Source organism: Arsenicicoccus dermatophilus, assembly GCF_022568795.1.
Lineage (GTDB): Bacteria > Actinomycetota > Actinomycetes > Actinomycetales > Dermatophilaceae > Arsenicicoccus > Arsenicicoccus dermatophilus.
On the sequence record NZ_JAKZHU010000001.1, the window covers coordinates 1,597,995 to 1,618,715 of the forward strand.

The window sequence follows — 20,721 nt, forward strand, 5'->3', positions numbered from 1 at the left end:
GTGGTGGGTCGGGACGGACGGGGTGGGTTCGGCCGGTGCTGGACCGTTGGGCGCCCGGCCCAGCCGCGCTCGACCCACCCCGCGCCGGCCTCGGGTGGCGGCTTCAGCCGAGCTTCACCGGCCGCACGATGTCGGCGTAGATCAGCAGACCGCCCATGACGATCAGGACGAGCGACATCGCGTAGGCGATCGGCAGGCCCTTGGCGATGTCGACATAACCGGGGTCGGGGCGGCCCGCGACCTTGGCGACCTGCCGGCGCAGCCCCTCCCACACAGCGCCGGCCACGTGCCCGCCGTCGAGCGGCATGAGCGGGACGAGGTTGAAGACGAACAGCGCCACGTTGAGCGAGGCGATCAGCGAGATCAGGGTGATCAGGCGGGACCCGACGCCCCCGAGCCCGGCGATCTGTCCGCTGGCGACCTCGCCGCCGATGCGTCCGACGCCGACGACGGAGATCGGCCCGCTGGGGTCGCGCTCGCCGGAGCCGAAGGCCGCCTGCGCGATGCCCACCATCTTCTGCGGGATCTTCACGACGACCCCCGCGGTCTGGGCGACGGCGTCCCCGACGGCCCCGGGGACGGCGGTGACGGGCTGACGCTCCCGCCGGTAGACCCGGGCGGGAGCGATACCGACGAAGCCGGTCTGCTCCAGCACGGGCTTGCCGTCGGGTCCCTCCACCACCGCGCCGTCGGCGTCGAGCTTGGGCAGGGCATGGGTGATCGGGGTGACGGTCAGGGTGAGCTGCTGGCCGTCGCGCTCGACGACGACCGGCGTGGCCTGTCCGGCGCGGGGCCGCAGCGACGCGGACACGTCGGTGGAGCGCTCGATCGGCCTGCCCGCCACCGAGAGCAGCCGGTCACCGGGCTCGATGCCGGCCTGGACCGCCGGGGTCGGCCGGTCCTGGTCGGTGCACGGGGTGGTGGTGTCGGCACCCGCCGGGCGCACGCATTGCTGGATCGACCCGACGCGAGCGCCGCGGTCCACGGGGATGCCGTAGCCCACCATCACCCCGCCGACGAGGACGGTGGCGATCAGCAGGTTCATCAGCGGGCCGCCGGTCATCACCAGGATCTTCTGCCAGGTGCGCAGCTTGTAGAACACGCGGTTCTCGTCGCCCGGCTGGATCTCCTCCATCGACTGGGCGCGGGCGTCGTCGATGAGGGCGCCGACCCGCCCGGTGCCCGAGGGCCGCAGGTGGCGCTCGTCCTCCCCGGCTCGCTTGGGCGGGAACATGCCGATCATCTTGACGTAGCCGCCGAGCGGGATCGCCTTGAGGCCGTACTCCGTCTCGCCGCGCCGCCGGGCCCACACGGTCGGCCCGAAGCCGATCATGTACTGCGGGCACTTGACGCCGAAGGTCTTGGCAGGCAGCAGGTGCCCGATCTCGTGCAGGGCGATCGAGGCTCCGACGCCGACAGCGACGAAGAGGATGCCGAGGATCGTCGAGAGCACGGTCATGCGGTTTCCTTGCCGGTCGGGTCGGGGCAGCCGTGGTGCGGCGCGAGCCCCAGGATCTCGCGGGTGCGGGTGCGCGCCCAGCGCTCGGCCCGCAGCACAGCCACAACGTCCAGATCGACCGGGTTGTTCCCGAGATTGCCGACCGTCTCGTCGCCCGCGTTGTGCTCGTCCACGACCCGCTCCACGGTGTCCACGATGTCCAGGAAGCCGATCCGCCGGTCGTGGAAGGCCTCCACGCACTCCTCGTTGGCCGCGTTGTAGACCGCGGGATAGGTGCCCCCCGCCTCCCCCACGCGGTAGGCCAGCGGCACGGCCCGGAAGGCCTCGCGGTCCAGGGGCTGGAACTCGAAGGTTCGCGGCACGCTCCAGTCGTAGGCCGGCGCGGCGCCGGGCACCCGGTCCGGCCAGGCGAGCCCCAGCGCGATCGGGATGAGCATGGTGGGCGGGCTCGCCTGCAGCAGCGTGGACCCGTCGGTGAACTCCACCATGGAGTGCACGTCGCTGGTCGGGTGCACCACGACCTCGATCCGGTCGAAGCCGATCCCGAAGAGCAGGTGCGCCTCGATCACCTCGAGCCCCTTGTTGACCAAGGTGGCGGAGTTGGTGGTGACGACGCGGCCCATGTCCCAGGTCGGGTGGGCCAGGGCCTGCTCGGGCGTGACCTGCGCCAGCACCGCCCTCGGCATACCGCGGAAGGGACCGCCGCTCGCCGTCACCACGAGCCGCCGGGCCTCCTCGGCGCGCCCGCCGCGCAGGCACTGGGCCAGGGCGCTGTGCTCGGAGTCGACGGGCACGATCTGGCCGGGTGCCGCGGCCCGGGTGACGACCGGGCCGCCGACGATCAGCGACTCCTTGTTGGCCAGGGCCAGGGTGCTGCCCGCCTCCAGGGCCGCCAGCGTGGGCCGCAGCCCGATGGAGCCGGTGATCCCGTTCAGCACCACGTCGGCGCCGTGCGCGGCCACCTCGGTGGAGGCGTGCTCGCCCACCACGACCTGCGGGTCGTATGCCGGAAGGCCCGCCTCATCGGCCGCGGACCGCAGCGCGGCCCGCACCTGGTCGGCGTCCCCGCGGGCGACGCCGACCAGCTCGGCCCGCAGCAGCACCGCCTGCCGGGCGAGCAGGTCGAGCTGCCCGCCTCCCGCGGAGAGCGCGGTCACCGTGAAGCGGTCCGGGTTGCGGGTGACGATGTCGATCGCCTGGGTGCCGATGGAGCCGGTCGAGCCGAGCAGCGCCACGGTGCGGTGGCCCTCGGGCAGGACGTGGGGGCTCGATGAGGTCTGCGTCACGGGGCCAGTGTCCATCATCGGGACAGCAGGGCGGACTAGGGTGGTGCGTGGTTCACGAGCACGCCATCGACCCAGAGAGAAGGTCCTCCCGACCATGGCCAAGGACAACACCGGGCTCAGCCTCGGTTACCGCATCATGTGGCAGCTTCGCTACCTGGGGGTGTCGGTCTTCGGTCCCGCGCAGCTCGACCCGGACAACGACCCCAAGGACAACCTGATCAGGGAGCGCCGGCGCAAGGTGGCCGCGGCGCACGCGGCGGCCGGCACCACCCCCAAGGGCTGACGCGGGTCGTCGACGGGCCGCCGCCGGCCACGCGCACGACTGCTGCCGCCGGCACCAGGATCGACCGGGCTCTCGCCCAGGGTTCGTCCGTGGTGCCGGCGGCAGCGGCTTGTTCAGCGGCCGGGCGTCAGGCCTGCAGCGCCGCGCCGATCTTGTCGATCACGGCCTGCTCCGCGGGGGCCACGCCGTCGGCGGCATCGGCGACCTTGGCGCAGGCGGCGAGGACGACCTGGCGGTAACCCTGCGCCTGGGCCGGCGCGGCGGTGCTCAGAGCGGTCATCGCCGCCTGCAGGTCGGCGAGCACCCGGGCCTCGACCTCCTCCGGGGAACCGGTGGGCGGCTTGGGCAGACCGCCGGTGCCGGCCAGCAGCTCGCGCACGTCGGCGGGAGCGGCGGCGAGCTCCTGGGAGCCCGCCATGGACTCGCGGAACATCGACAGGAAGCCCGGGTCGGCCTTGGACACCAGCGCGATGGCACCGAACGCGCCGTTGCGGATCTGCTCGCGCTGCTCGTCGGTCAGGGTGGGAGCGGTGTTGTCGGTCATGCCTTCCCGGTTACCCCAGCTCCGCCGGTCGTATGCCGGGCGTCCACCCCACCCGGCTCCCCCGTCACCCGGCCACCCGGCTCCCCCCCCACCCGGCCACCCGGCTCCCCCCTCACCCGGCCACCCGGCCACCTGGGGCCAGGCAGGCCCCGTGGCACGTTCAAAGAGGCCGCATAACGTACCTTCCGGGGCCAGCCTGGCCCCGAGGAGCTGAGCGGGGTCGAGCCGCGCGGGGTCGAGCTGAGCGGGGCGGGAAGAGGCCGGGGTGTGACCGGATGGGCGGCTCGGGGCGGGTGTCGAGCGATCGGGGCTGGCGCGTGGCCGGGGCGCTCCGCGAGGCGGAGGTAGGCCGTGTCGGCTCAGCCGCGGCGGCGCCCCAGCGTCTGCGCCCCGACCACGCAGACCACGGCGAGCAGGAACATCGCGATCCCGATGACGTTGGCCTCGGCGGGGATCCCGCGCAGGTAGGCCGTGTAGACGTACGTGGGGAAGGTCTGCACCTCCCCCGACACGAAGGTCGTGATGATCACGTCGTCGAAGCTCAGCGCGAAGGACAGCAGCGCCGCCCCGGCGACCCCGGGCAGGATCGTCGGCAGCGTCACCCGGGCGAAGGTCGCCCACGGCCCGGCATACAGGTCGGCGGCCGCCTCCTCCAGCCGCGGGTCGAGCGACTGCAGCCGCGCCCGCACCGTGACGACCACGAAGCTCAGGCAGAACATCACGTGGCTGAGGACCACCGTCCACCAGCCCAGCTGGAGCCCCGCGCGCGCGAAGCCCTGGACGAAGATCGTCAGCAGCGAGGCCCCCAGCACGACCTCGGGCGTGGCCATCGGCAGCAGCACGAGCAGCTCGACGAGCCCGCGCCCGCGGAACCGGCCTCGGGCCAGTGCGAGCGCGAGCATGGTGCCGAGCACGGTGGCGACGGCCGTGGCGACCAGCCCGACCTGCACCGAGGTGCCGAGGGCCTCGCACACGCCCGGTGCGCCGCAGGGGTCGCGCCAGTGGTCGAGGGTGGGTCGACCGGACCAGGAGATGTTGGACTTCGTGTAGGAGTTGAACGAGAACACGAAGGTGTAGGCGATCGGCAGGAAGAGGTAGGCGAGCACCAGCCCGGCCACGGCCGGCACCACCAGGTCGGCGGCGCGGCGCGGGGTGCGGGTCGCGCTCCCCGGGCGTGGGCGGGGCGCGGGGCTCATACCAGCTCCTGGGTGCCGTAGCGCCGCACGTAGCCGGTGACGAGCGCCAGGATCAGCGCCATGAGCGTGAACGACAGTGCCGCGGCGGTGGGATAGCCGCCGATGACGCGGAAGAACTCCGCGTTGATGGCGTTGCCGACCATCGAGGTGCCGCGATCCGCGCCGAGCAGGTCGACGTTGACGTAGTCGCCCGCCGCCGGGATGAAGGTCAGCAGCGTCCCGGCGACGATGCCGGGCATCGCGAGCGGGACCGTGACCAGCCGGAAGGTCTGCCACGGGGTGGCGTAGAGGTCGCCCCCGGCGGCGATCAGGGCCGGGTCGACGCGCTCCAGGGAGGCGTAGAGCGGCAGCAGCATGAACGGCAGGAAGGTGTAGGTCAGCCCCAGCACGACGGCCACCCAGGTCTCGGTGAGGTGCCCGCCGGGCAGCAGGTGCAGCGCCCGCAGTCCCCGGGCGAGCGGCGCGTCGTCGGCGAGGATCTGCCGCCAGGCCACGGTGCGCAGGATGAACGACGTGAAGAAGGGCGCCACCACGAGCACCATGAGCAGGCCCCGCCACCGACCGGCCCGGAAGACCATGGTCCAGGCGAGCGGGAAGGCCAGGACCAGGCACAGCAGGGTCGCCAGCGCCGCGTGCAGGAAGGACCGGCCGAGCTGGGGGGCGAAGGTCGTCAGGGCGTGGGCATAGTTGCCCACGTTGACGTCCCGGTAGTAGTACCCCGGGTGGCCCGGGTAGTCCGACTGCAGGCTGACGCTCGCGAGCTGGACCAGTGGGGCGACGAAGAACACCGCCAGCCACAGGATCCCGGGCAGGACCAGCAGGTATGCCGAGCGCCTGCTCACGAGCGCGGGTCCCCCGCGCCGCGCGGCGCGACGCCCACCGTGGCCCCGCCGGGGCCGGCCCCGAGGTCGGACGACGCTCGTTCCTCGGCGGCGATCTCGGCGAGGTCGACGACGTCGGCGGACAGGCCGGCCAGCGGGTCGTCGTCCCCGGGCAGCGTGAAGCTGTGCCGCAGGTCCCACGCGATGGTCACCTGGTCGCCGGGTCGCGCGGTGCTCTCGACGTCGACGTTCTGCTCGTAGACCGTCCACGCGCCGGCGCCGGGCACGTCGACGAGGTACTGCGTGGCGACCCCGGTGAAGGACACGTCGCGGACGGTGGCGCGGGTGAGGGCGTTGGCGACGGACTTCTTGCGGACCTTGTCGCCCGCGGCCACCACGCGGACCTTCTCCGGGCGGACGCCGAGCAGCACGCGACGGGCGTCCTGCGCCGCGGTGCGCGAGCGCAGCACCCGCACCCGCTGGCCGGCGAGCTCGAGGACGAGCAGGTCGCCCTCGGCGCCGACGACCCTGGCCGGGGCGAGGTTGGACTGGCCGAGGAAGTTGGCGACGAAGCTCGTCCGCGGCAGGTCGTAGAGCTCGGCGGGGGCGCCCAGCTGCTCGATCTGCCCGTCGCGCATGACCGCCACCGAGTCGGCCATGCTCATGGCCTCCTCCTGGTCGTGCGTCACGTGGACGAAGGTCAGCCCGGTGGCCGACTGCAGCCGTTTGAGCTCGACCTGCATCTGGCGGCGCAGCTTGAGGTCGAGCGCGCCGAGCGGCTCGTCGAGGAGCAGCACCTCGGGACGGTTGACGACGGCTCGGGCCACGGCGACCCGCTGCTGCTGGCCGCCGGACAGCTGGGCGGGGCGTCGGTCCGCCATACCACCCATCTCGACCAGGGCGAGGGCCTCGCGCACCTGCTCGGCGACGACCTCGCGCGGCAGCCGGCGCCGGCGCGGTCCGAAGGCCACGTTGTCGGCGACGGACAGGTGCGGGAAGAGCGCGTACGACTGGAAGACGGTGTTGACGGGCCGTCGGTGGGGACGCAGCGCGGTGACGTCGCGCTCGCCGATGAGCACCCTTCCCTCGTCCGGCTGCTCCAGGCCCGCGACCATGCGCAAGGTGGTGGTCTTGCCGCAGCCGGAGGGGCCGACGAGGGCGAAGAAGGTGCCCTGCGGGACGACCAGGTCCAGCCCGTCGACGGCGGTGTGCCGCCCGAAGCGTCGGGTCAGCCCCACCAGGCGCAGGTCGCCGGTCGGGCCGTCCTCGCCGCGGGGGGCGGCCGCCTCCGGCTGTCGGGTGCGTCGGAGCATCACTGGCCCACCACCTTGGTCCACATCGCGGCGTAGTCCGCCTCTTCCTGGGGGTCCAGCGCGCGGAACACGCTGGTCTGCGTGGCGAGGAAGTCCGCGGTCGGGAAGATCAGCGGGTCCGCCACGAGCTCGGGGTCGACCTTCTCCATGGCCTTCTGGGCGCCTGCGACGGGGCAGATGTAGCTCACCCAGGCGGCCACCTGGGCGGCGATCTCCGGCTGGTAGTACCAGTCCAGGAGCCGCTGGGCGTTGCGGCGGTGCGGGCTGGTGGCCGGGATGATGGCGTTGTCGCTCCACAGCATCCCGCCCGAGTCGGGCACGACGAAGGTCCAGTGCTCGTTGCCGGTCTCGGCGCGCAGGGTGGCGATGTCGCCGCTCCACACCATCCCGGCGAGGGCGTTGCCGCTCTTGAGGTCCTCGACGTACGAGTTGCCCTTGACCCGGCGGATCTGGCCGCTGCTCAGCTGCCGGTCGACGACCTCGACGGCGGCGGTGACCTGGTCGTGGCCGAAGGCCTTGGCCGGGTCGACGCCTTGGGCCCGCATGATCAGCCCGAGGGTGTCGCGCCACTCGGACAGGGCGACCACCTTGCCCTTGAGGTCGGGGCGCCAGAGGTCGGCCACCGCCTCGAGGGGCCGGACCTTGCTGGCGTCGTAGCCGATGCCGGTCAGACCCGACTGCCACGGCAGCGAGTGCTGGCGGCCGGGGTCGAAGGGGGCGTCCATCAGGGCGGGCAGGACGTTGCCGGCGTGGGGCATCCGGATCAGCTCGAGCGGCTGGACCAGGTCCTGGGCGATCACCCGGTTGACCATCCAGTCCGAGAGCACGACCAGGTCACGGCCGATGTCCTGGCCGGCGCGGACCTGGGGGGCGATCTTGTTGACGTAGAGGTCGTTGTCGTCGATCTCCTCCACGTACGTCGCGCGGATCCCGGTGGCTCTGACGAAGGCGTCCAGGGTCGGGAAACGCCTGGTCCGTTCGTCCTGGTCGAGGTACTGCGTCCAGTTCGCGAAGCGCACGACCCGGTCGGTGGCCGAGCGGTCGGCGGGCAGGGCCCGGGTGGTGCGGACGGACGCGGGCGGCTCTGGCGGGGCGCACGCGGCGAGGAGGGCTGCCCCTGCGGCCGATCCCAGAAGTCCCCGCCGGGTGATCGAGGGGCGGGTGCGGTGCTGGTGGGTCGGGCTGCCGGCCACGGCCGGGTGGGGGCGAGCGCGCAATAAAGGACCTCCGACTGGGCCCGGGCGGGCGCCGGGCTAAGACACGTCGGCCCGGCCGTCGTCGGTCCGACCGCCAGGCAACCTGCCAGAGGCTAGCAGCGTGTCGCGGACCTGGCCTGCCGGTCCGCCCGGGGTCGCCTCAGCGGCGGGGCCGACCACCCGTATGGCGATCGGCCCCGCGCCTGATCGTGACGTCTCTCCACGATCGGTGATGACTGCTGGTGACGGCCCAGGTCCGCGTCACTGCTTGCGCTGGAGCACCGCCGTGAGCGCGTCGAGGACGCCGCGGTCCTCGATCGTGGAGGGCACCTGGGCCTCCTGGCCGTCGGCGATCTGCCGCATGGTCTTGCGCAGGATCTTGCCGGATCGCGTCTTGGGCAGCCCGTCCACGATGTCCACGCGGTTGAGCGCGGCCACGGCGCCGACCTCTTCGCGCACCCGCTGCACCAGCTCCTTGCGCAGCTGCTCCTGGGCCTGCTCGGTCGAGGCGTCCACCCCGGACTTGAGCATCACCAGAGCCCGCGGGATCTGCCCCTTGAAGGAGTCGGCGACGCCGATGACCGCGCACTCGGCAACCGAGGGGTGGCCCGCCAGGGCCGCCTCGATGGCCCCCGTGGACAGGCGGTGGCCGGCGACGTTGAGGACGTCGTCGGTGCGGCCCATGACGTAGATGTAGCCGTCCTCGTCGATGTAGCCGCCGTCACCGGTGAGGTAGTAGCCGTCGAAGGCCGACAGGTAGCTGGACACATAGCGCTCGTCGTCCTGCCACAGCGTCGGCAGCGTGCCGGGCGGCATGGGCAGCTTGATGACGATCGCGCCCTCGGTGCCCGGCGGCACCGGCCGGCCCTGGTCGTCGAGCACCTGCACGTCGTAGCCGCACACCGCGGTCGAGGGCGAACCCGGCTTCACGGGCAGGTCCTCGATGCCGCGCGGGTTCGACGCGATCGGCCAGCCGGTCTCGGTCTGCCACCAGTTGTCCACCACCGGCTTGCCCGTCTTGTCGTGGGCCCAGTGGTAGGTGTCCGGGTCGAGCCGCTCGCCGGCCAGGAAGACGGTCCGCAGCGAGGAGATGTCGTAGTCCGCGAGCAGCATCGCCTCCGGGTCGTCCTTCTTGATCGCCCGGAAGGCCGTCGGTGCCGTGAAGAGCGCGCTCGCGCCATAGTCCTGCACGATCCGCCAGAAGGCCCCGGCGTCGGGGGTGCCCACGGGCTTGCCCTCGTAGACGATCGTCGTGGCGCCGGTCAGCAGCGGGGCATAGACGATGTAGGAGTGGCCGACCACCCACCCGACGTCGGACGCGGTGAACATGGTGTCGCCCGGGTTCACGCCGTAGAGGTGGGGCATCGACCACCGCAGTGCCACGGCATAGCCGCCGGAGTCGCGGACGATGCCCTTGGGCTTCCCGGTCGTCCCGGAGGTGTAGAGGATGTAGAGCGGGTGCGCGGACTCGACGGGCACGCACTCGGCCGGCTGCACCACGCCCGGGCGCATCACCTCGGCCCAGTCCAGGTCCCGCTCCCCCATCTGCGCGGGCTCCTGCTCGCGCTGCAGGATGACGCAGTGCTCGGGCTTGTGCTCGGCCCGGCGGATGGCCTCGTCGAGATAGGGCTTGTACTTCACCACGCGCTTGGGCTCGATGCCGCAGCTGGCGCTGACGACGACCTTGGGCGCCGCGTCGTCGATGCGGGCGGCGAGCTCCTGCGGGGCGAAGCCGCCGAAGACCACCGAGTGGATCGCGCCGATGCGCGCGCACGCCAGCATGGCGATCACCGCCTCCGGAACCATCGGCATGTAGACCACCACCCGGTCGCCCTTGGTGACGCCCAGGTCCCGCAGCACCCCCGCGAAGCGGGCGACCTCGTCGAGCAGCTCGGCGTAGGTGTAGGTGCGCCTCGTCCCGGTGACGGGCGAGTCGTGGTGCAGCGCAGGCTGGTCCGCGCGGCCCTTGACGACGTGACGGTCCAGCGCGTTGTAGCAGACGTTGAGGCGCCCGTCCGGGAACCAGGTGTAGAACGGCGCCCTCGAGTCGTCCAGCACCTCCGACGGTGTGGTGATCCAGTCGATGTCCGCGGCCGCCTCGGCCCAGAAGGCCGTGGGGTCCTGCCTGCTCTTGTCGTACGCCGCTGCGTAAGCACCCTTGCTCATGGATACATACAACACGTGTCCCGGTGGCCTGGGCCACCGGGACACGGCGTTGGTGCGGTCGTCGGACCGCTGGGTGCGGCGAGCGGTCAGCAGCCGCCCAGGTGCAGAGCCTTGAGCACCGCGGCGGGAGCGATGCCGCAGCCCACCTGCGCGGTGCCGAGGTCGGCCACGGTCCAGCGGCCGTTGACCATGCGCAGCACGACGACCGCGTCGTCGGTCTGGCCCTTGGTGGCGTGGACGGTGGCGCGGGCCCAGCCGCCGGAGACGACCTGGACGCGCTGCACGCGCCAGTCGGCGCGCTTCCACCCACGCATGGAGCGGTCGGTGGCGATGGCCCAGTAGATCTTGGACACCGTCGCGCGGGAGACGGGAACCTGGCGCACGGCGGCGACGGTGCGGGTCGGCGCGGCGGACGAGGCAGTGGCGTGACCGGACAGGCCCACGCTCATGGCGAGGAGCGAGGAAGCGGCGGCGGCCACGAGGGTGGAGCGACGAGGCATAGAGATATTCCTTTGCAGACCGGACGAGGAGGCGACGGAGCCACTACATCACTGCGGGAGCGCATCCGTCTGCCCCCGGGTGGCAGGACCGACGGCAACATCACCCGTGTGGTCGGACATGATGACCTGGTGGAGATCTCTGATACGCGCAGACTGACCATGCTCCTCGACCAGGGCCTGCCGCTCCAGGGTGTCCGGCTGCAGTCGGTCGATCTTACTCGCTGCAGCGAATCCCTCATGCGACGCGACGATCTCAGCGGGCTCGTGGTGCTCGGCGGCGCCCGCACCGAGGCCCTCACCGAGCACCTCGTCCGGGCCGGGGCGGTGGTCTTCCCCACCGTCGCCGATGCACCCGTCGACGTCTACCGCTCCGCGCTCTACACCCCCGAGGAGCTCTACGCCGGGCTCGACGCGGGCTACGACCGGACGCCCGACGCCCTGGCCTATGCCTGGTCCCAGGACGCGGCGCTCGCGGGCGACCCCTACGTCGCCGTCCTGCGCTCGCTGCACGACGACGCCATGGAGGACGCCCTCGACGAGCTGCTCGAGGATCGGCGGATCGTCGGGGTCATGGGCGGCCACGGGGTCTCGCGAGGCACCCCGGAGTATGCCGACGCGGCGCGGCTCGGCCACGCCCTGGCCCGGTCCGGGACGGTGGTCCTCACCGGTGGCGGCCCCGGGGCCATGGAGGCCGCCAACCTCGGCGCGGCCGCCCCCGACGCGGCGGCTCTCGACGCGGCGCTGGGCCGGCTGGGCCGGGTGCCGGGCTTCCAGCCGTCCGTGTCCGACTGGGCCCGCCTGGCTCTCGGCATACGGCAGTCCTGGCCACCCGCGACCGTGATGTCGAGCGTAGGCATCCCCACCTGGTTCTACGGGCACGAGCCGCCCAACGTCTTCGCCCAGCAGGTCGCGAAGTTCTTCTCCAACGCGCTGCGGGAGGACCTGCTGCTCGCCCGCTGCACCGACGGCGTCGTGGTGCTCCCGGGCGCCGCCGGCACCGTCCAGGAGGTCTTCCAGCTGTCGACCCGGCTCTACTACGCCCCCGCCGGGGCCACCCTGCCGCTGGTGCTCGTCGACCGGGCGCAGTGGACCGACACGCTGCCCGTCTGGCCGCTGCTGCAGGCCCTCGGCGCGGGCCGGGAGATGGGCGGGCAGATCCGCCTGGTCGACCACGTCGACGAGGTCGCCCCGCTGCTGGCGCCGTCCCCGGAGCCGCCGCCGGCCGGATCCGGAACATCCCGGGTCCCCCGGACGTCACCCCAGGGAGACCACGACCCGAGGAGATCGCCCTGACCACCGTCACCACCGTCCTGCCGAGCGCACCCACCCTCGCCGGCGCACCCGCCACCGGCCCCGCAGCCGGCCCCGCAGCCGGCGGCGGGTCGACCGTCACCGACTGGGCCGTGGGGCTCATGGAGACCCTGGGCGGGCCCGGGGCCATGATCGCCACCGTCCTGGACAGCGTCTTCCCACCGATCCCGAGCGAGCTGATCCTGCCCCTCGCGGGCTTCACCGCCCATCGCGGCGGGATGACCCTGTGGGCCGCGATCGGCTGGAGCACGCTGGGGTCGCTGATCGGCGCGCTGCTGCTCTACTGGGCCGGCGCCGCGCTGGGCCGGGCCCGACTGACCTCGGTCGCCCGACGGATCCCGCTGGTGGACGTGCACGACATCGACCGGGCTTTCGCGTGGTTCGAGCGGCACGGGCGCACCGTGACCTTCTTCGGGCGGATGGTGCCGATGGTGCGCTCGATGGTCTCCGTCCCCGCCGGGGTGGAGCGGATGCCGCTGGTGCTGTTCTGCCTGCTGACGACCGCCGGCTCGCTGGTGTGGAACTCCGCGCTGATCGTGGGGGGCTATGCCCTGGGCACCCAGTGGTCTCGGATCGAGCGGTGGGCGGGGTGGTTCCAGCACGCCCTGGTGGCCTTCTTCGTCGTCCTCGTCGCTCGGTGGGTCTGGCAGCGGCTGGGGGCACGACGGGCAGACCGACGCGACGCCTGACGCGACGCCTGGCGCGGGCTCCGCTCCACCCACCGCGGCAGCGTGGCGCCGCGGCCGGTGCCGCCTGTCGGTCCGGCGCGGCCCGGGCCCGGGCCCGGTGGTGCGCGTCAGGCGGTCGCGGCCGCGAGCTGCCCGCAGGCGCCGTCGATGTCCTGGCCCCGGGTGTCGCGGACCGTCGTGGAGATGCCGCGCCCGCGCAGCCGCTCGACGAACTGCTGCTCGACCCCCTTGCGGCTCGCCGTCCACCGGCTGCCCGGCGTGGGGTTGAGCGGGATCGGGTTGACGTGCACCCAGCCCGTCCCGCCAAGGGCGACGAGCTTGTCGGCGAGCAGCTCGGCCCGCCAGGCCTGGTCGTTGACGTCCTTGATCAGGGCGTACTCGATCGAGACGCGTCGCCCGGTGGCCTCGAAGTAGCGCCGGGCCGCGTCCAGGGCCTCGTCGACCTTCCACCGGGTGTTGATCGGCACCAGCTCGTCGCGCAGCTCGTCGTCGGGGGCGTGCAGCGACAGCGCGAGGGTGACCGGGATCCCCTCCCCCGCCAGGCGGTCGATGCCCGGGACCAGCCCGACCGTCGACATGGTGATGCCCCGAGCGCTCATGCCCAGGCCGTCCGGGGTCGGGTCGACGAGACGGCGGATGGCGTCGACCGCCGGCCGGTAGTTGGCCAGCGCCTCCCCCATCCCCATGAACACGACGTTGGAGACCCGCAAGGGCCCCTCGTCCCCCTCGGGCATCGGTCCGAGCTCTCCCGCCCGCAGCGCCCGGGCGGCGCCGACGACCTGCTCGACGATCTCCGCGGTGCTCATGTTGCGCTGCAGCCCGCCCTGGCCGGTCGCGCAGAAGGGGCAGCTCATCCCGCAGCCGGCCTGGCTGGAGATGCAGATCGTCGCCCGGCCCGGATAGCGCATGACCACGGACTCCACGAGCGCGCCGTCGTGCAGCCGCCAGACCTTCTTGTGGGTCAGGCCGCCGTCGGCGACGCGGGTCGTCACCGGGGTGAGCAGCCGGGGCAGGGCCTGGGCGACCAGGTCCTCCCGCTGCGCCTTGGGCAGGTCCGGCATGTCCGCCGGGTCGGTCACCAACCGGTCGAAGTAGTGCACGCTCAGCTGCCGGGCCCGGAAGCCCTGGTGCCCCAGCTCGGTGAGCCAGGCCTTGCGGTCGGCCGGGGCGAGGTCGGCCAGGTGGACCGGAGGCTTGCCGCGGCGCGGGGCGTCGAAAGTCAGCCGGCCCGGCTCGGGTCGGGTCGTCGGCGTGGGCAGGTCCTGCGGCTGGGAGTCACTCATCGCCCCCCCATTGTCGCAGCCCTCACACCAGATAGGTGATGACCAGCCAGCACATCGGCGCCGTCAGCAGCAGCGAGTCCAGCCGGTCCATGATCCCGCCGTGGCCGGGAAGGATGTCTCCCATGTCCTTGATGCCGAGGTCGCGCTTGATGACGGACTCGCACAGGTCGCCCACGGTCGCCGTCACGCAGGCGCCCGCCCCGAGCAGCAGTCCCGCCCACCAGGGCGCCTGGAGCAGCCACCCCACGCAGACGGCCCCCACGACCATGCAGGTCACCATGGACCCGGCGAAGCCCTCCCAGGACTTCTTCGGCGAGACCGACGGCGCCATCGGGTGCCTTCCCTTGAGCACGCCCACGGCATAGCCGCCGATGTCGCTGAACACCGTCACGGCGATGAAGGTCACCACCTTGAGCTCGCCCGAGGGCTGGGCGAGCAGCATGATGCAGAAGCTCGCGAGGAGCGGGACGTAGGCCAGCGTCAGCGCCGCTCCCCCGACGTCGCGCATCGCGTCCCGGATTCCCAGCAGGGTCCGCCAAACGACCACCACGGCCAGGGTCACGGTGAAGGCGAGGGTGAGGGCGCGGGGCCCACCGGCATACGCGCTGAGGAGCATCGCGAGCCCGCCCACGACGGTGGGGATCACCGGGACCCGCACGTGGCCGTTGCGCACGGCCCGGACGACCTCGGTCATGCCGATGACGATGGCCACGGCCACCAGGGCCAGGAAGGCCCGTGGGTCCCACACCAGGGTCCCCACGATGGCGGCCGCCAGGGCCACGCCGACGCCGATGGCGGCGGGCAGGTCTCGGCCCGCCTTGCCGGGCGTGCGGGCTCGACGCGCGTCCGCGAGGGCTCGCTGGATCCTGCGCTGCAGGCGCGAGCCCTCGCGGGCGTGCGGGAGGTCGGGCGTCGTCATGGTCGTCCGCACCAGCTGGCTCAGACCTCGAGCAGCTCGGACTCCTTGCCCTTGAGCAGCACGTCGACCTGGTCGGTGTACTTCTTCGTCAGGCCGTCGAGCTCCTTCTCGGCGCGGCTGCCGTCGTCCTCGCCGACCTCGCCGTCCTTGACGAGCTTGTCGAGCTGGTCCTTGGCGTGACGACGCACGTTGCGGATCGAGACCTTGGCGTGCTCGCCCTTCTCGCGGGCGATCTTGATGTACTCCTTGCGGCGCTCCTGGGTCAGCTCCGGGAGGTTGATCCGCAGGACACCGCCGTCCTCGGAGGGGTTCAACCCCAGGCTGGACGCGCGCAGGGCCTTCTCCACGTCGCGGACCGCACCCTTGTCGAAGGGGGTGATCAGGACCATGCGGGCCTCGGGGACCTGGATCGAGGCGAGCTGCTGCAGCGGGGTCGGGGCGCCGTAGTAGTCGACCATGATCTTCTGGAACAGGGCGGGGTTGGCCCGGCCGGTGCGGATCGCCGCGAAGTCCTCCTTGGCGACCTCGACGGCCTTGTCCATCTTGTCCTCGGCCTCGAGCATGATGTCGTCGATCATGGTGTCCTCCAGCGTCTTTCGGTATGGCGAAGAAAAATACGGGGCAGATCTGGCTCCGGGCCGCACGGGGTCACCCGCAGACCCGCGGGTGTCTCAGGCGGTGACGAGCGTGCCGATGCGGTCCCCGCGGACGGCGGCGGCGACGTTGCCCGCGCCCTCCATCCCGAAGACGATCATCGGCAGCTTGTTGTCCATGCACAGGCTGAAGGCCGCCGCGTCGACGACCTTGAGGTTGCGCGAGAGCGCCTCGGCGTAGGACAGCGTGTCATAGCGCTTGGCCGTCGGCGTGGTGCGCGGGTCGGCGTCGTACACCCCGTCGACGCCGTTCTTGGCGATCAGGACGGCGTCGCACCGGGTCTCCAGGGCCCGCTGGGCGCTGACCGTGTCGGTGGAGAAGTACGGCATGCCGGCGCCGGCGCCGAAGATCACGACCCGGCCCTTGTCCAGGTGTCGCATCGCGCGGCGCGGGATGTAAGGCTCGGCGACCTGGGTCATCTCGATCGCGCTCTGGACCCGCGTCTCGATGCCTTCCTTCTCCAGGAAGTCCTGCAGCGCCAGGCAGTTCATCACGGTGCCCAGCATGCCGATGTAGTCGGCGCGGGAGCGGTCCATGCCCTTCTCCTGCAGCTGGGCGCCGCGGAAGAAGTTGCCGCCGCCGATGACCACGCAGACCTGCACGCCGCTGCGCACGGCCTCGGCGATCTGTCGGGCGATGCCACGCACGACGTCCGGGTCCAGACCGACCTTGCCGCCGCCGAAGACCTCGCCCGAGAGCTTGAGCAGGACGCGCTGATAGCCGCGGTTCCCGTCGGGCGCCTGGGGCTCGGGGCGGGTGGTGGCTGCGGTCATGTCGGCTCCTCGTCACGGGCTCGTGGCCGGATCGTCGGCCAGGGTTCAGTGTTTCATACTGCGACCGGGCCCGGCCCACCACGAGGGTGGGCCGGGCCCGGGGTGCTCGACGACGGTGGTCGCCGGTGTGGATCAGCTGCCGACGCGGTAGCGGACGAAGGACTTCGCCGTGGCGCCGCCCTCCTCCAGGACCTTGCCGACGGTCTTCTTGGCGTCCTTGGCGAAGGCCTGCTCGAGCAGGACGTTTTCCTTGAAGAAGCCGTTGACGCGGCCCTCGACGATCTTGGGCAGGGCCGCCTCGGGCTTGCCCTCCTCCTTCGCCGTCTCCTCGGCGATGCGGCGCTCGTTGGCGACCGTCTCGGCGTCGATGTCCTCGCGGGACAGGACGTTCGGGGAGAACGCGGCGATGTGCAGCGCCACGTCGTGGGCCACGGACTCGTCGCCGCCCTCGGTCACCAGCAGGACACCGATCTGCGCGGGCAGGTCGGGGCTGGTCTTGTGCAGGTAGGACGTGACCTTCTCGCCCTCGAGGCGGGCGACCCGCTTGACCTCGATCTTCTCGCCGATGGTGGCGTTGGCCTCGTCCAGCAGCTCCTTGACGGTCTTGCCGTCGACGGTGTGGGCGAGCAGGGTCGCGGCGTCCGCGGCCTTGGCGTCCACGGCGGCCTGCAGGACGGTGTCGGCCAGCTGGCCGAACTTGTCGCCCTTGGCGACGAAGTCGGTCTCGCAGAGGACCTCGACCAGGGTGCCGACGCCACCGTCGACGTGGGCGCGGACCAGACCGTTGGAGGTCGCGCGACCCTCGCGCTTGGTGACGCCCTTGAGGCCCTTGACGCGCAGGATCTCGGTGGCGCGAGCCTGGTCGCCGTCGGCCTCGTCCAGGGCCTTCTTGACGTCGAGCATGCCGGCGCCGGTCTTCTCGCGGAGCGCCTTGATGTCAGCAGCGGTGTAGTTAGCCATGTTCGTAGCTACTTTCTACGCAGGTGGTGGGTGTACGCGTGCGGTGACTGCTGGGGCTCAGGCCTGCGGGGCCGGAGTCGCGTCGGCCTCGGTGGTGGCCTGCTCGGCGGGGGCCTCGGCGGGTGCTGCGGGCTGCTCGGCGGCGGCCTCGGCGTAGAGCTCGCGCTCCCACTCGGCCAGCGGCTCGGCGCCGGTGGACTCCTCGCTCGACGAGCGGCCGGAGGAGCGGGCGACCAGGCCCTCGGCGACGGCGTCGGCGATCACGCGGGTCAGCAGGGTGACCGAGCGGATGGCGTCGTCGTTGCCCGGGATCTTGTAGTCGACCTCGTCGGGGTCGCAGTTGGTGTCCAGGATCGCGATGACCGGCAGGCCCAGCTTGCGCGCCTCGTCGACGGCGAGGTGCTCCTTCTTGGTGTCGACGATCCACACGGCCGAGGGGACCTTGGCCATGTTCCGGATGCCGCCGAGGGTCTTCTCGAGCTTGTCCTTCTCGCGCTTGAGGACGAGGAGCTCCTTCTTGGTGCGACCGGAGCCGGCCACGTCGTCGAAGTCGATCTCCTCGAGCTCCTTGAGGCGCGTGAGGCGCTTGGAGACCGTCTGGAAGTTGGTCAGCATGCCGCCGAGCCAACGGTGGTTGACGTAGGGCATCCCCACGCGGGTGGCCTGCTCGGCGACCGGCTCCTGGGCCTGCTTCTTGGTGCCGACGAAGAGCACCGTGCCGCCGTGGGCGACGGTGGCCTTGACGAACTCGAAGGCGTCGTTGATGTAGGTCAGCGACTGCTGCAGGTCGATGATGTAGATGCCGTTGCGCTCGGTGAGGATGAAGCGCTTCATCTTGGGGTTCCAGCGACGGGTCTGGTGCCCGAAGTGGACGCCGCTCTCGAGGAGCTGGCGCATGGTGACGACGGCCATGCCGAGGTCTCGCTCTCTTGTCGTTGTCAGTTACCCACGACCGACGACGGGTGCCGCGGCCGTGCCTGGCGCCTGCGTACGCACCCCGCCGGGTGTCCCCGGACTGCCGTGGTGCGCCCCGGTGCTCACCCCAACGGGTGACCTCCGGCGAGAAGGCGCGCGAATTCGGGAGCGTGCGCGCAGGCACATCTCCCGTCCTGCCATGGTACGGCTCCGACCGGGGCCCTCCTAATCGTCATACCGGATCGTCCCTGGACGGATGGGTGGCGTTCGCCGGCCGCCGCGCTACATTCCGCGGTATGCCGCTCCCCCAGCACCCGGCCCTCGCATCCTTCGGCACCACGATCTTCGCCGAGATGACGGGCCTCGCCCAGGAGCACGACGCCGTCAACCTCGGTCAGGGCTTCCGGGACGAGGACGGTCCTGGCGAGATGCTCGAGGCCGCCGCCCGCGCCATCCACGAGGGGGCCAACCAGTACCCGCCCGCGGCCGGTCTGCCGGTGCTGCGGGAGGCGATCGCCGAGCACCAACGACGGTGGTACGGGCTGGACCTCGACCCGACCGACCAGGTGCAGGTCACGGTCGGGGCCACCGAGGCGGTCGCCGTCTGCCTGCTCACGCTGGTCCGCCCGGGCGACGAGGTGGTCGTCATCGAGCCGGCCTACGACTCCTACGCCGCCTGCATCGCCCTGGCCGGCGGGGTGGCGCGCCCGGTGACGCTGCGCTTCCCCGACTTCCGGCTGGACCCGCAGGAGCTGCGCGCGGCCTTCACGTCCCGCACCCGCGTCGTGCTCGTGAACTCCCCGCACAACCCCACCGGGCGGGTCCTGGACACCACCGAGCTGCAGGCGATCGCCGACCTCGCGCAGGAGCACGACGCCTGGGTCGTCTCCGACGAGGTCTACGAGCACCTCACCTTCGACGGTGTCGATCACGTCCCGATCACCACCCTGCCCGGCATGGCACGACGGACCATCACCATCTCGTCGGCGGGCAAGACCTTCTCCGCCACCGGGTGGAAGGTCGGCTGGCTCACCGGGCCCCCCGACGCCGTCGCCGGCATCCGCCAGGTCAAGCAGTTCCTCACCTTCGCCCACGCCGCGCCCTTCCAGCTGGGCGTCGCCGCCGCCCTCGCCCTGCCCGACGAGCGCGTCCAGGAGGTCGCCTCCCGTCTGCAGCGGCGCCGGGACCTGCTGGTCACCGGGCTGCGCGACGCGGGCCTGCCCGTCAGCATGCCTGCGGGGACCTACTTCGTGGTGGCCGACCTCGCCCCGCTCGGCTGGCGCGACGCCGCCCGGGACGCCCGCACGATGGCGCAGGACCTCGGCGTCGTGGGCATCCCGGTGGCGGTCTTCCACAGCGACGACCACGAGGCCCGGACCCTCGCCAGGTTCGCCTTCTGCAAGCAGGAGCCGGTCCTGCAGGAGGCGGTGCGCCGCCTCACCCGACGAGGGCCGGGCGCCCGCGAGCTGCTGCCGGCTCAGGGATAGGGCCAGGCCACGCAGCCCTGCAGGGTCTTGGTCTGCTGCAGCATCACCGGCGCCGGCCGTCCCGGGCCCGGACAGCCGACGTGCCCGTGGCCCAGGCCGTGCCCCACCTCGTGGTTGATGAGATAGATGCGGTAGCGCGCGAGGTCCTTGCCGTAGGTGTAGGCCCCTGTCACCCAGCGCTGGGCGTTGATCCAGGCCGTTCCGTCGTTGAAGCACGAGACGACGCTGTTCGTCCGCAGCGGTCGACAGCCCGCGTCCACGGTCCCCGGGCTGGCGAGGGCCACGCGGATCTGCGGCCGGATCCCGGCTGCCACCTGCTGGGGGGACAGACCGACCCACCGCACGTGGTCGGCCCCCTGCCATCCCCGCGGGTCCAGCAGGGTGGCGGCCACCGCGGTCGCGAACGCCTCGGCGTCCTGCGGCAGCCCGTCCTCCACGGCGATCGAGTAGGTCACGACGCGCCCCGGAGCGGTCGACGGTGCGCTGCGGCTCGCCAGCGTCGTGAACGTGCCCCGGCCGTGCTGCGGGACGTGGGGCGAGATGTCGCCATACACCCCGTGGGAGCCGCCCTGGTCGTCGTCGGCGCCCTTGGTCGGGGTCGGGGTCGAGGGAGCGGGGGTGGCCCGGGAGGACGCGGTCGTGGGAGACGGTGGTGCGGGGACGGGCGACGAGGTGCTCGGGGCGGGAGCGGCTGCCTGGTTCGCCGGGCGAGGCCGCAGGGTCCATGCCCCCAGCACGCCGACGAGCAGGACGAGCGTGACCGCCAGGGTTCGCAGGAAGCGGCGGCGCCGGCGGGTGCTCCACCGCCGACCGGACCGGTGGACCGGCGGGAGCCCCTCGTGCCGGCCGTGGCTGGGCACCTGATGTCGAGACTCGCGCACGCCCACACCCTAGGCGACGCTCCTGCGTACTCCTCTCCGGTGGAAGGGGCTTCGTCCCCAGACGAGAAGGAACACCCACGGTCCG

20 protein-coding genes are annotated in these 20,721 nt (G+C 72.3%); 4 read left to right on the plus strand and 16 right to left on the minus strand.

Features of this window, described 5'->3' with window-relative positions:
* Positions 1 to 103 precede the first annotated feature (103 nt).
* Both MM438_RS07450 and dxr read right to left on the minus strand, forming a co-directional pair.
* Entirely contained in the window at positions 104 to 1,459 is a 1,356-nt protein-coding gene (locus MM438_RS07450; protein ID WP_241451860.1) for a M50 family metallopeptidase, read from the minus strand.
* The gene (gene dxr, locus MM438_RS07455) at positions 1,456 to 2,760 is read right to left on the minus strand and encodes a 1-deoxy-D-xylulose-5-phosphate reductoisomerase (protein ID WP_241451861.1); all 1,305 of its coding nucleotides are present in this window, start codon (positions 2,758 to 2,760) and stop codon (positions 1,456 to 1,458) included. The genes MM438_RS07450 and dxr overlap by 4 nt, the downstream gene beginning before the upstream one ends.
* A 79-nt stretch (positions 2,761 to 2,839) precedes the next feature.
* Here dxr and MM438_RS07460 point away from each other — a divergent pair, with 79 nt between their 5' ends.
* Positions 2,840 to 3,028, plus strand: a complete 189-nt coding sequence (locus tag MM438_RS07460; RefSeq protein WP_241451862.1) for a hypothetical protein — start codon at positions 2,840 to 2,842, stop codon at positions 3,026 to 3,028.
* A gap of 127 nt (positions 3,029 to 3,155) precedes the next feature.
* Here the strand turns inward: MM438_RS07460 and MM438_RS07465 are convergent, their stop codons facing one another.
* The 7 genes from MM438_RS07465 to MM438_RS07495 form a co-directional block, all read right to left on the minus strand.
* Complete coding sequence (locus tag MM438_RS07465; protein WP_241451863.1) at positions 3,156 to 3,572, minus strand: hypothetical protein; 417 nt, start codon at positions 3,570 to 3,572, stop codon at positions 3,156 to 3,158.
* Positions 3,573 to 3,931: 359 nt separating this feature from the next.
* Positions 3,932 to 4,768, minus strand: a complete 837-nt coding sequence (locus tag MM438_RS07470; protein ID WP_241451864.1) for an ABC transporter permease — start codon at positions 4,766 to 4,768, stop codon at positions 3,932 to 3,934.
* Complete coding sequence (locus tag MM438_RS07475) at positions 4,765 to 5,610, minus strand: ABC transporter permease (protein ID WP_241451865.1); 846 nt, start codon at positions 5,608 to 5,610, stop codon at positions 4,765 to 4,767. The genes MM438_RS07470 and MM438_RS07475 overlap by 4 nt, the downstream gene beginning before the upstream one ends.
* Positions 5,607 to 6,902 carry an ABC transporter ATP-binding protein gene (locus MM438_RS07480; protein ID WP_241451866.1) on the minus strand — a complete coding sequence of 432 codons (1,296 nt, stop codon included), beginning with the start codon at positions 6,900 to 6,902 and terminating at the stop codon, positions 5,607 to 5,609. Before MM438_RS07480 ends, MM438_RS07475 begins: the two co-directional genes overlap by 4 nt.
* On the minus strand, positions 6,902 to 8,119 hold the full coding sequence (locus tag MM438_RS07485; protein WP_241451867.1) for a polyamine ABC transporter substrate-binding protein: 1,218 nt from the start codon (positions 8,117 to 8,119) through the stop codon (positions 6,902 to 6,904). The genes MM438_RS07480 and MM438_RS07485 overlap by 1 nt, the downstream gene beginning before the upstream one ends.
* 240 nt (positions 8,120 to 8,359) lie before the next feature.
* Positions 8,360 to 10,264: a propionyl-CoA synthetase gene (locus MM438_RS07490; protein ID WP_241451868.1), complete on the minus strand. Its 1,905-nt coding sequence runs from the start codon at positions 10,262 to 10,264 to the stop codon at positions 8,360 to 8,362.
* An 86-nt stretch (positions 10,265 to 10,350) separates the two neighbouring features.
* A complete protein-coding gene (locus MM438_RS07495) occupies positions 10,351 to 10,764 on the minus strand; it encodes a hypothetical protein (protein WP_241451869.1) in 414 nt (137 codons plus the stop codon).
* A 237-nt stretch (positions 10,765 to 11,001) separates the two neighbouring features.
* Here MM438_RS07495 and MM438_RS07500 point away from each other — a divergent pair, with 237 nt between their 5' ends.
* Both MM438_RS07500 and MM438_RS07505 read left to right on the plus strand, forming a co-directional pair.
* Positions 11,002 to 12,057: an LOG family protein gene (locus MM438_RS07500; protein ID WP_241451870.1), complete on the plus strand. Its 1,056-nt coding sequence runs from the start codon at positions 11,002 to 11,004 to the stop codon at positions 12,055 to 12,057.
* Positions 12,058 to 12,176: 119 nt separating this feature from the next.
* On the plus strand, positions 12,177 to 12,764 hold the full coding sequence (locus MM438_RS07505; RefSeq protein ID WP_241453355.1) for a DedA family protein: 588 nt from the start codon (positions 12,177 to 12,179) through the stop codon (positions 12,762 to 12,764).
* 107 nt (positions 12,765 to 12,871) lie between these two features.
* Here MM438_RS07505 and rlmN read toward each other — a convergent pair whose 3' ends face one another.
* The 6 genes from rlmN to rpsB form a co-directional block, all read right to left on the minus strand.
* Positions 12,872 to 14,047 (minus strand): dual-specificity RNA methyltransferase RlmN, encoded by a 1,176-nt coding sequence (gene rlmN, locus MM438_RS07510; RefSeq protein ID WP_241451871.1) that lies wholly within the window; start codon positions 14,045 to 14,047, stop codon positions 12,872 to 12,874.
* A gap of 22 nt (positions 14,048 to 14,069) precedes the next feature.
* A complete protein-coding gene (locus MM438_RS07515) occupies positions 14,070 to 14,966 on the minus strand; it encodes a phosphatidate cytidylyltransferase (protein WP_241451872.1) in 897 nt (298 codons plus the stop codon).
* A 20-nt stretch (positions 14,967 to 14,986) separates the two neighbouring features.
* Complete coding sequence (gene frr, locus MM438_RS07520) at positions 14,987 to 15,544, minus strand: ribosome recycling factor (protein ID WP_241451873.1); 558 nt, start codon at positions 15,542 to 15,544, stop codon at positions 14,987 to 14,989.
* A 93-nt stretch (positions 15,545 to 15,637) separates the two neighbouring features.
* Positions 15,638 to 16,393, minus strand: coding sequence for a UMP kinase (pyrH, locus tag MM438_RS07525; RefSeq protein ID WP_241451874.1), 756 nt, complete (start codon positions 16,391 to 16,393; stop codon positions 15,638 to 15,640).
* Between the two features lie 132 nt (positions 16,394 to 16,525).
* Entirely contained in the window at positions 16,526 to 17,353 is an 828-nt protein-coding gene (gene tsf, locus MM438_RS07530) for a translation elongation factor Ts (RefSeq protein WP_241451875.1), read from the minus strand.
* A gap of 57 nt (positions 17,354 to 17,410) precedes the next feature.
* Positions 17,411 to 18,265 carry a 30S ribosomal protein S2 gene (gene rpsB, locus MM438_RS07535; RefSeq protein ID WP_241451876.1) on the minus strand — a complete coding sequence of 285 codons (855 nt, stop codon included), beginning with the start codon at positions 18,263 to 18,265 and terminating at the stop codon, positions 17,411 to 17,413.
* A gap of 299 nt (positions 18,266 to 18,564) precedes the next feature.
* Here rpsB and MM438_RS07540 point away from each other — a divergent pair, with 299 nt between their 5' ends.
* Positions 18,565 to 19,755 carry an aminotransferase class I/II-fold pyridoxal phosphate-dependent enzyme gene (locus MM438_RS07540; RefSeq protein ID WP_241451877.1) on the plus strand — a complete coding sequence of 397 codons (1,191 nt, stop codon included), beginning with the start codon at positions 18,565 to 18,567 and terminating at the stop codon, positions 19,753 to 19,755.
* Here the strand turns inward: MM438_RS07540 and MM438_RS07545 are convergent.
* Entirely contained in the window at positions 19,746 to 20,636 is an 891-nt protein-coding gene (locus tag MM438_RS07545) for a DUF3152 domain-containing protein (protein WP_241451878.1), read from the minus strand. The two genes, MM438_RS07540 and MM438_RS07545, sit on opposite strands and share 10 nt — an antisense overlap.
* Positions 20,637 to 20,721: the final 85 nt, after the last annotated feature.

What these genes read in the sequence shown, in the direction of transcription:
- MM438_RS07450 (WP_241451860.1), bottom strand. Translation starts at nt 1,459, where the DNA reads ATGACCGTGCTCTCGACGATCCTCGGCATCCTCTTCGTCGCTGTCGGC.
- dxr (WP_241451861.1), bottom strand. Translation starts at nt 2,760, where the DNA reads ATGGACACTGGCCCCGTGACGCAGACCTCATCGAGCCCCCACGTCCTG.
- MM438_RS07460 (WP_241451862.1), top strand. Translation starts at nt 2,840, where the DNA reads ATGGCCAAGGACAACACCGGGCTCAGCCTCGGTTACCGCATCATGTGG.
- MM438_RS07465 (WP_241451863.1), bottom strand. Translation starts at nt 3,572, where the DNA reads ATGACCGACAACACCGCTCCCACCCTGACCGACGAGCAGCGCGAGCAG.
- MM438_RS07470 (WP_241451864.1), bottom strand. Translation starts at nt 4,768, where the DNA reads ATGAGCCCCGCGCCCCGCCCACGCCCGGGGAGCGCGACCCGCACCCCG.
- MM438_RS07480 (WP_241451866.1), bottom strand. Translation starts at nt 6,902, where the DNA reads ATGCTCCGACGCACCCGACAGCCGGAGGCGGCCGCCCCCCGCGGCGAG.
- MM438_RS07490 (WP_241451868.1), bottom strand. Translation starts at nt 10,264, where the DNA reads ATGAGCAAGGGTGCTTACGCAGCGGCGTACGACAAGAGCAGGCAGGAC.
- MM438_RS07495 (WP_241451869.1), bottom strand. Translation starts at nt 10,764, where the DNA reads ATGCCTCGTCGCTCCACCCTCGTGGCCGCCGCCGCTTCCTCGCTCCTC.
- MM438_RS07500 (WP_241451870.1), top strand. Translation starts at nt 11,002, where the DNA reads ATGCGACGCGACGATCTCAGCGGGCTCGTGGTGCTCGGCGGCGCCCGC.
- MM438_RS07505 (WP_241453355.1), top strand. Translation starts at nt 12,177, where the DNA reads ATGGAGACCCTGGGCGGGCCCGGGGCCATGATCGCCACCGTCCTGGAC.
- rlmN (WP_241451871.1), bottom strand. Translation starts at nt 14,047, where the DNA reads ATGAGTGACTCCCAGCCGCAGGACCTGCCCACGCCGACGACCCGACCC.
- MM438_RS07515 (WP_241451872.1), bottom strand. Translation starts at nt 14,966, where the DNA reads ATGACGACGCCCGACCTCCCGCACGCCCGCGAGGGCTCGCGCCTGCAG.
- frr (WP_241451873.1), bottom strand. Translation starts at nt 15,544, where the DNA reads ATGATCGACGACATCATGCTCGAGGCCGAGGACAAGATGGACAAGGCC.
- pyrH (WP_241451874.1), bottom strand. Translation starts at nt 16,393, where the DNA reads ATGACCGCAGCCACCACCCGCCCCGAGCCCCAGGCGCCCGACGGGAAC.
- tsf (WP_241451875.1), bottom strand. Translation starts at nt 17,353, where the DNA reads ATGGCTAACTACACCGCTGCTGACATCAAGGCGCTCCGCGAGAAGACC.
- rpsB (WP_241451876.1), bottom strand. Translation starts at nt 18,265, where the DNA reads ATGGCCGTCGTCACCATGCGCCAGCTCCTCGAGAGCGGCGTCCACTTC.
- MM438_RS07540 (WP_241451877.1), top strand. Translation starts at nt 18,565, where the DNA reads ATGCCGCTCCCCCAGCACCCGGCCCTCGCATCCTTCGGCACCACGATC.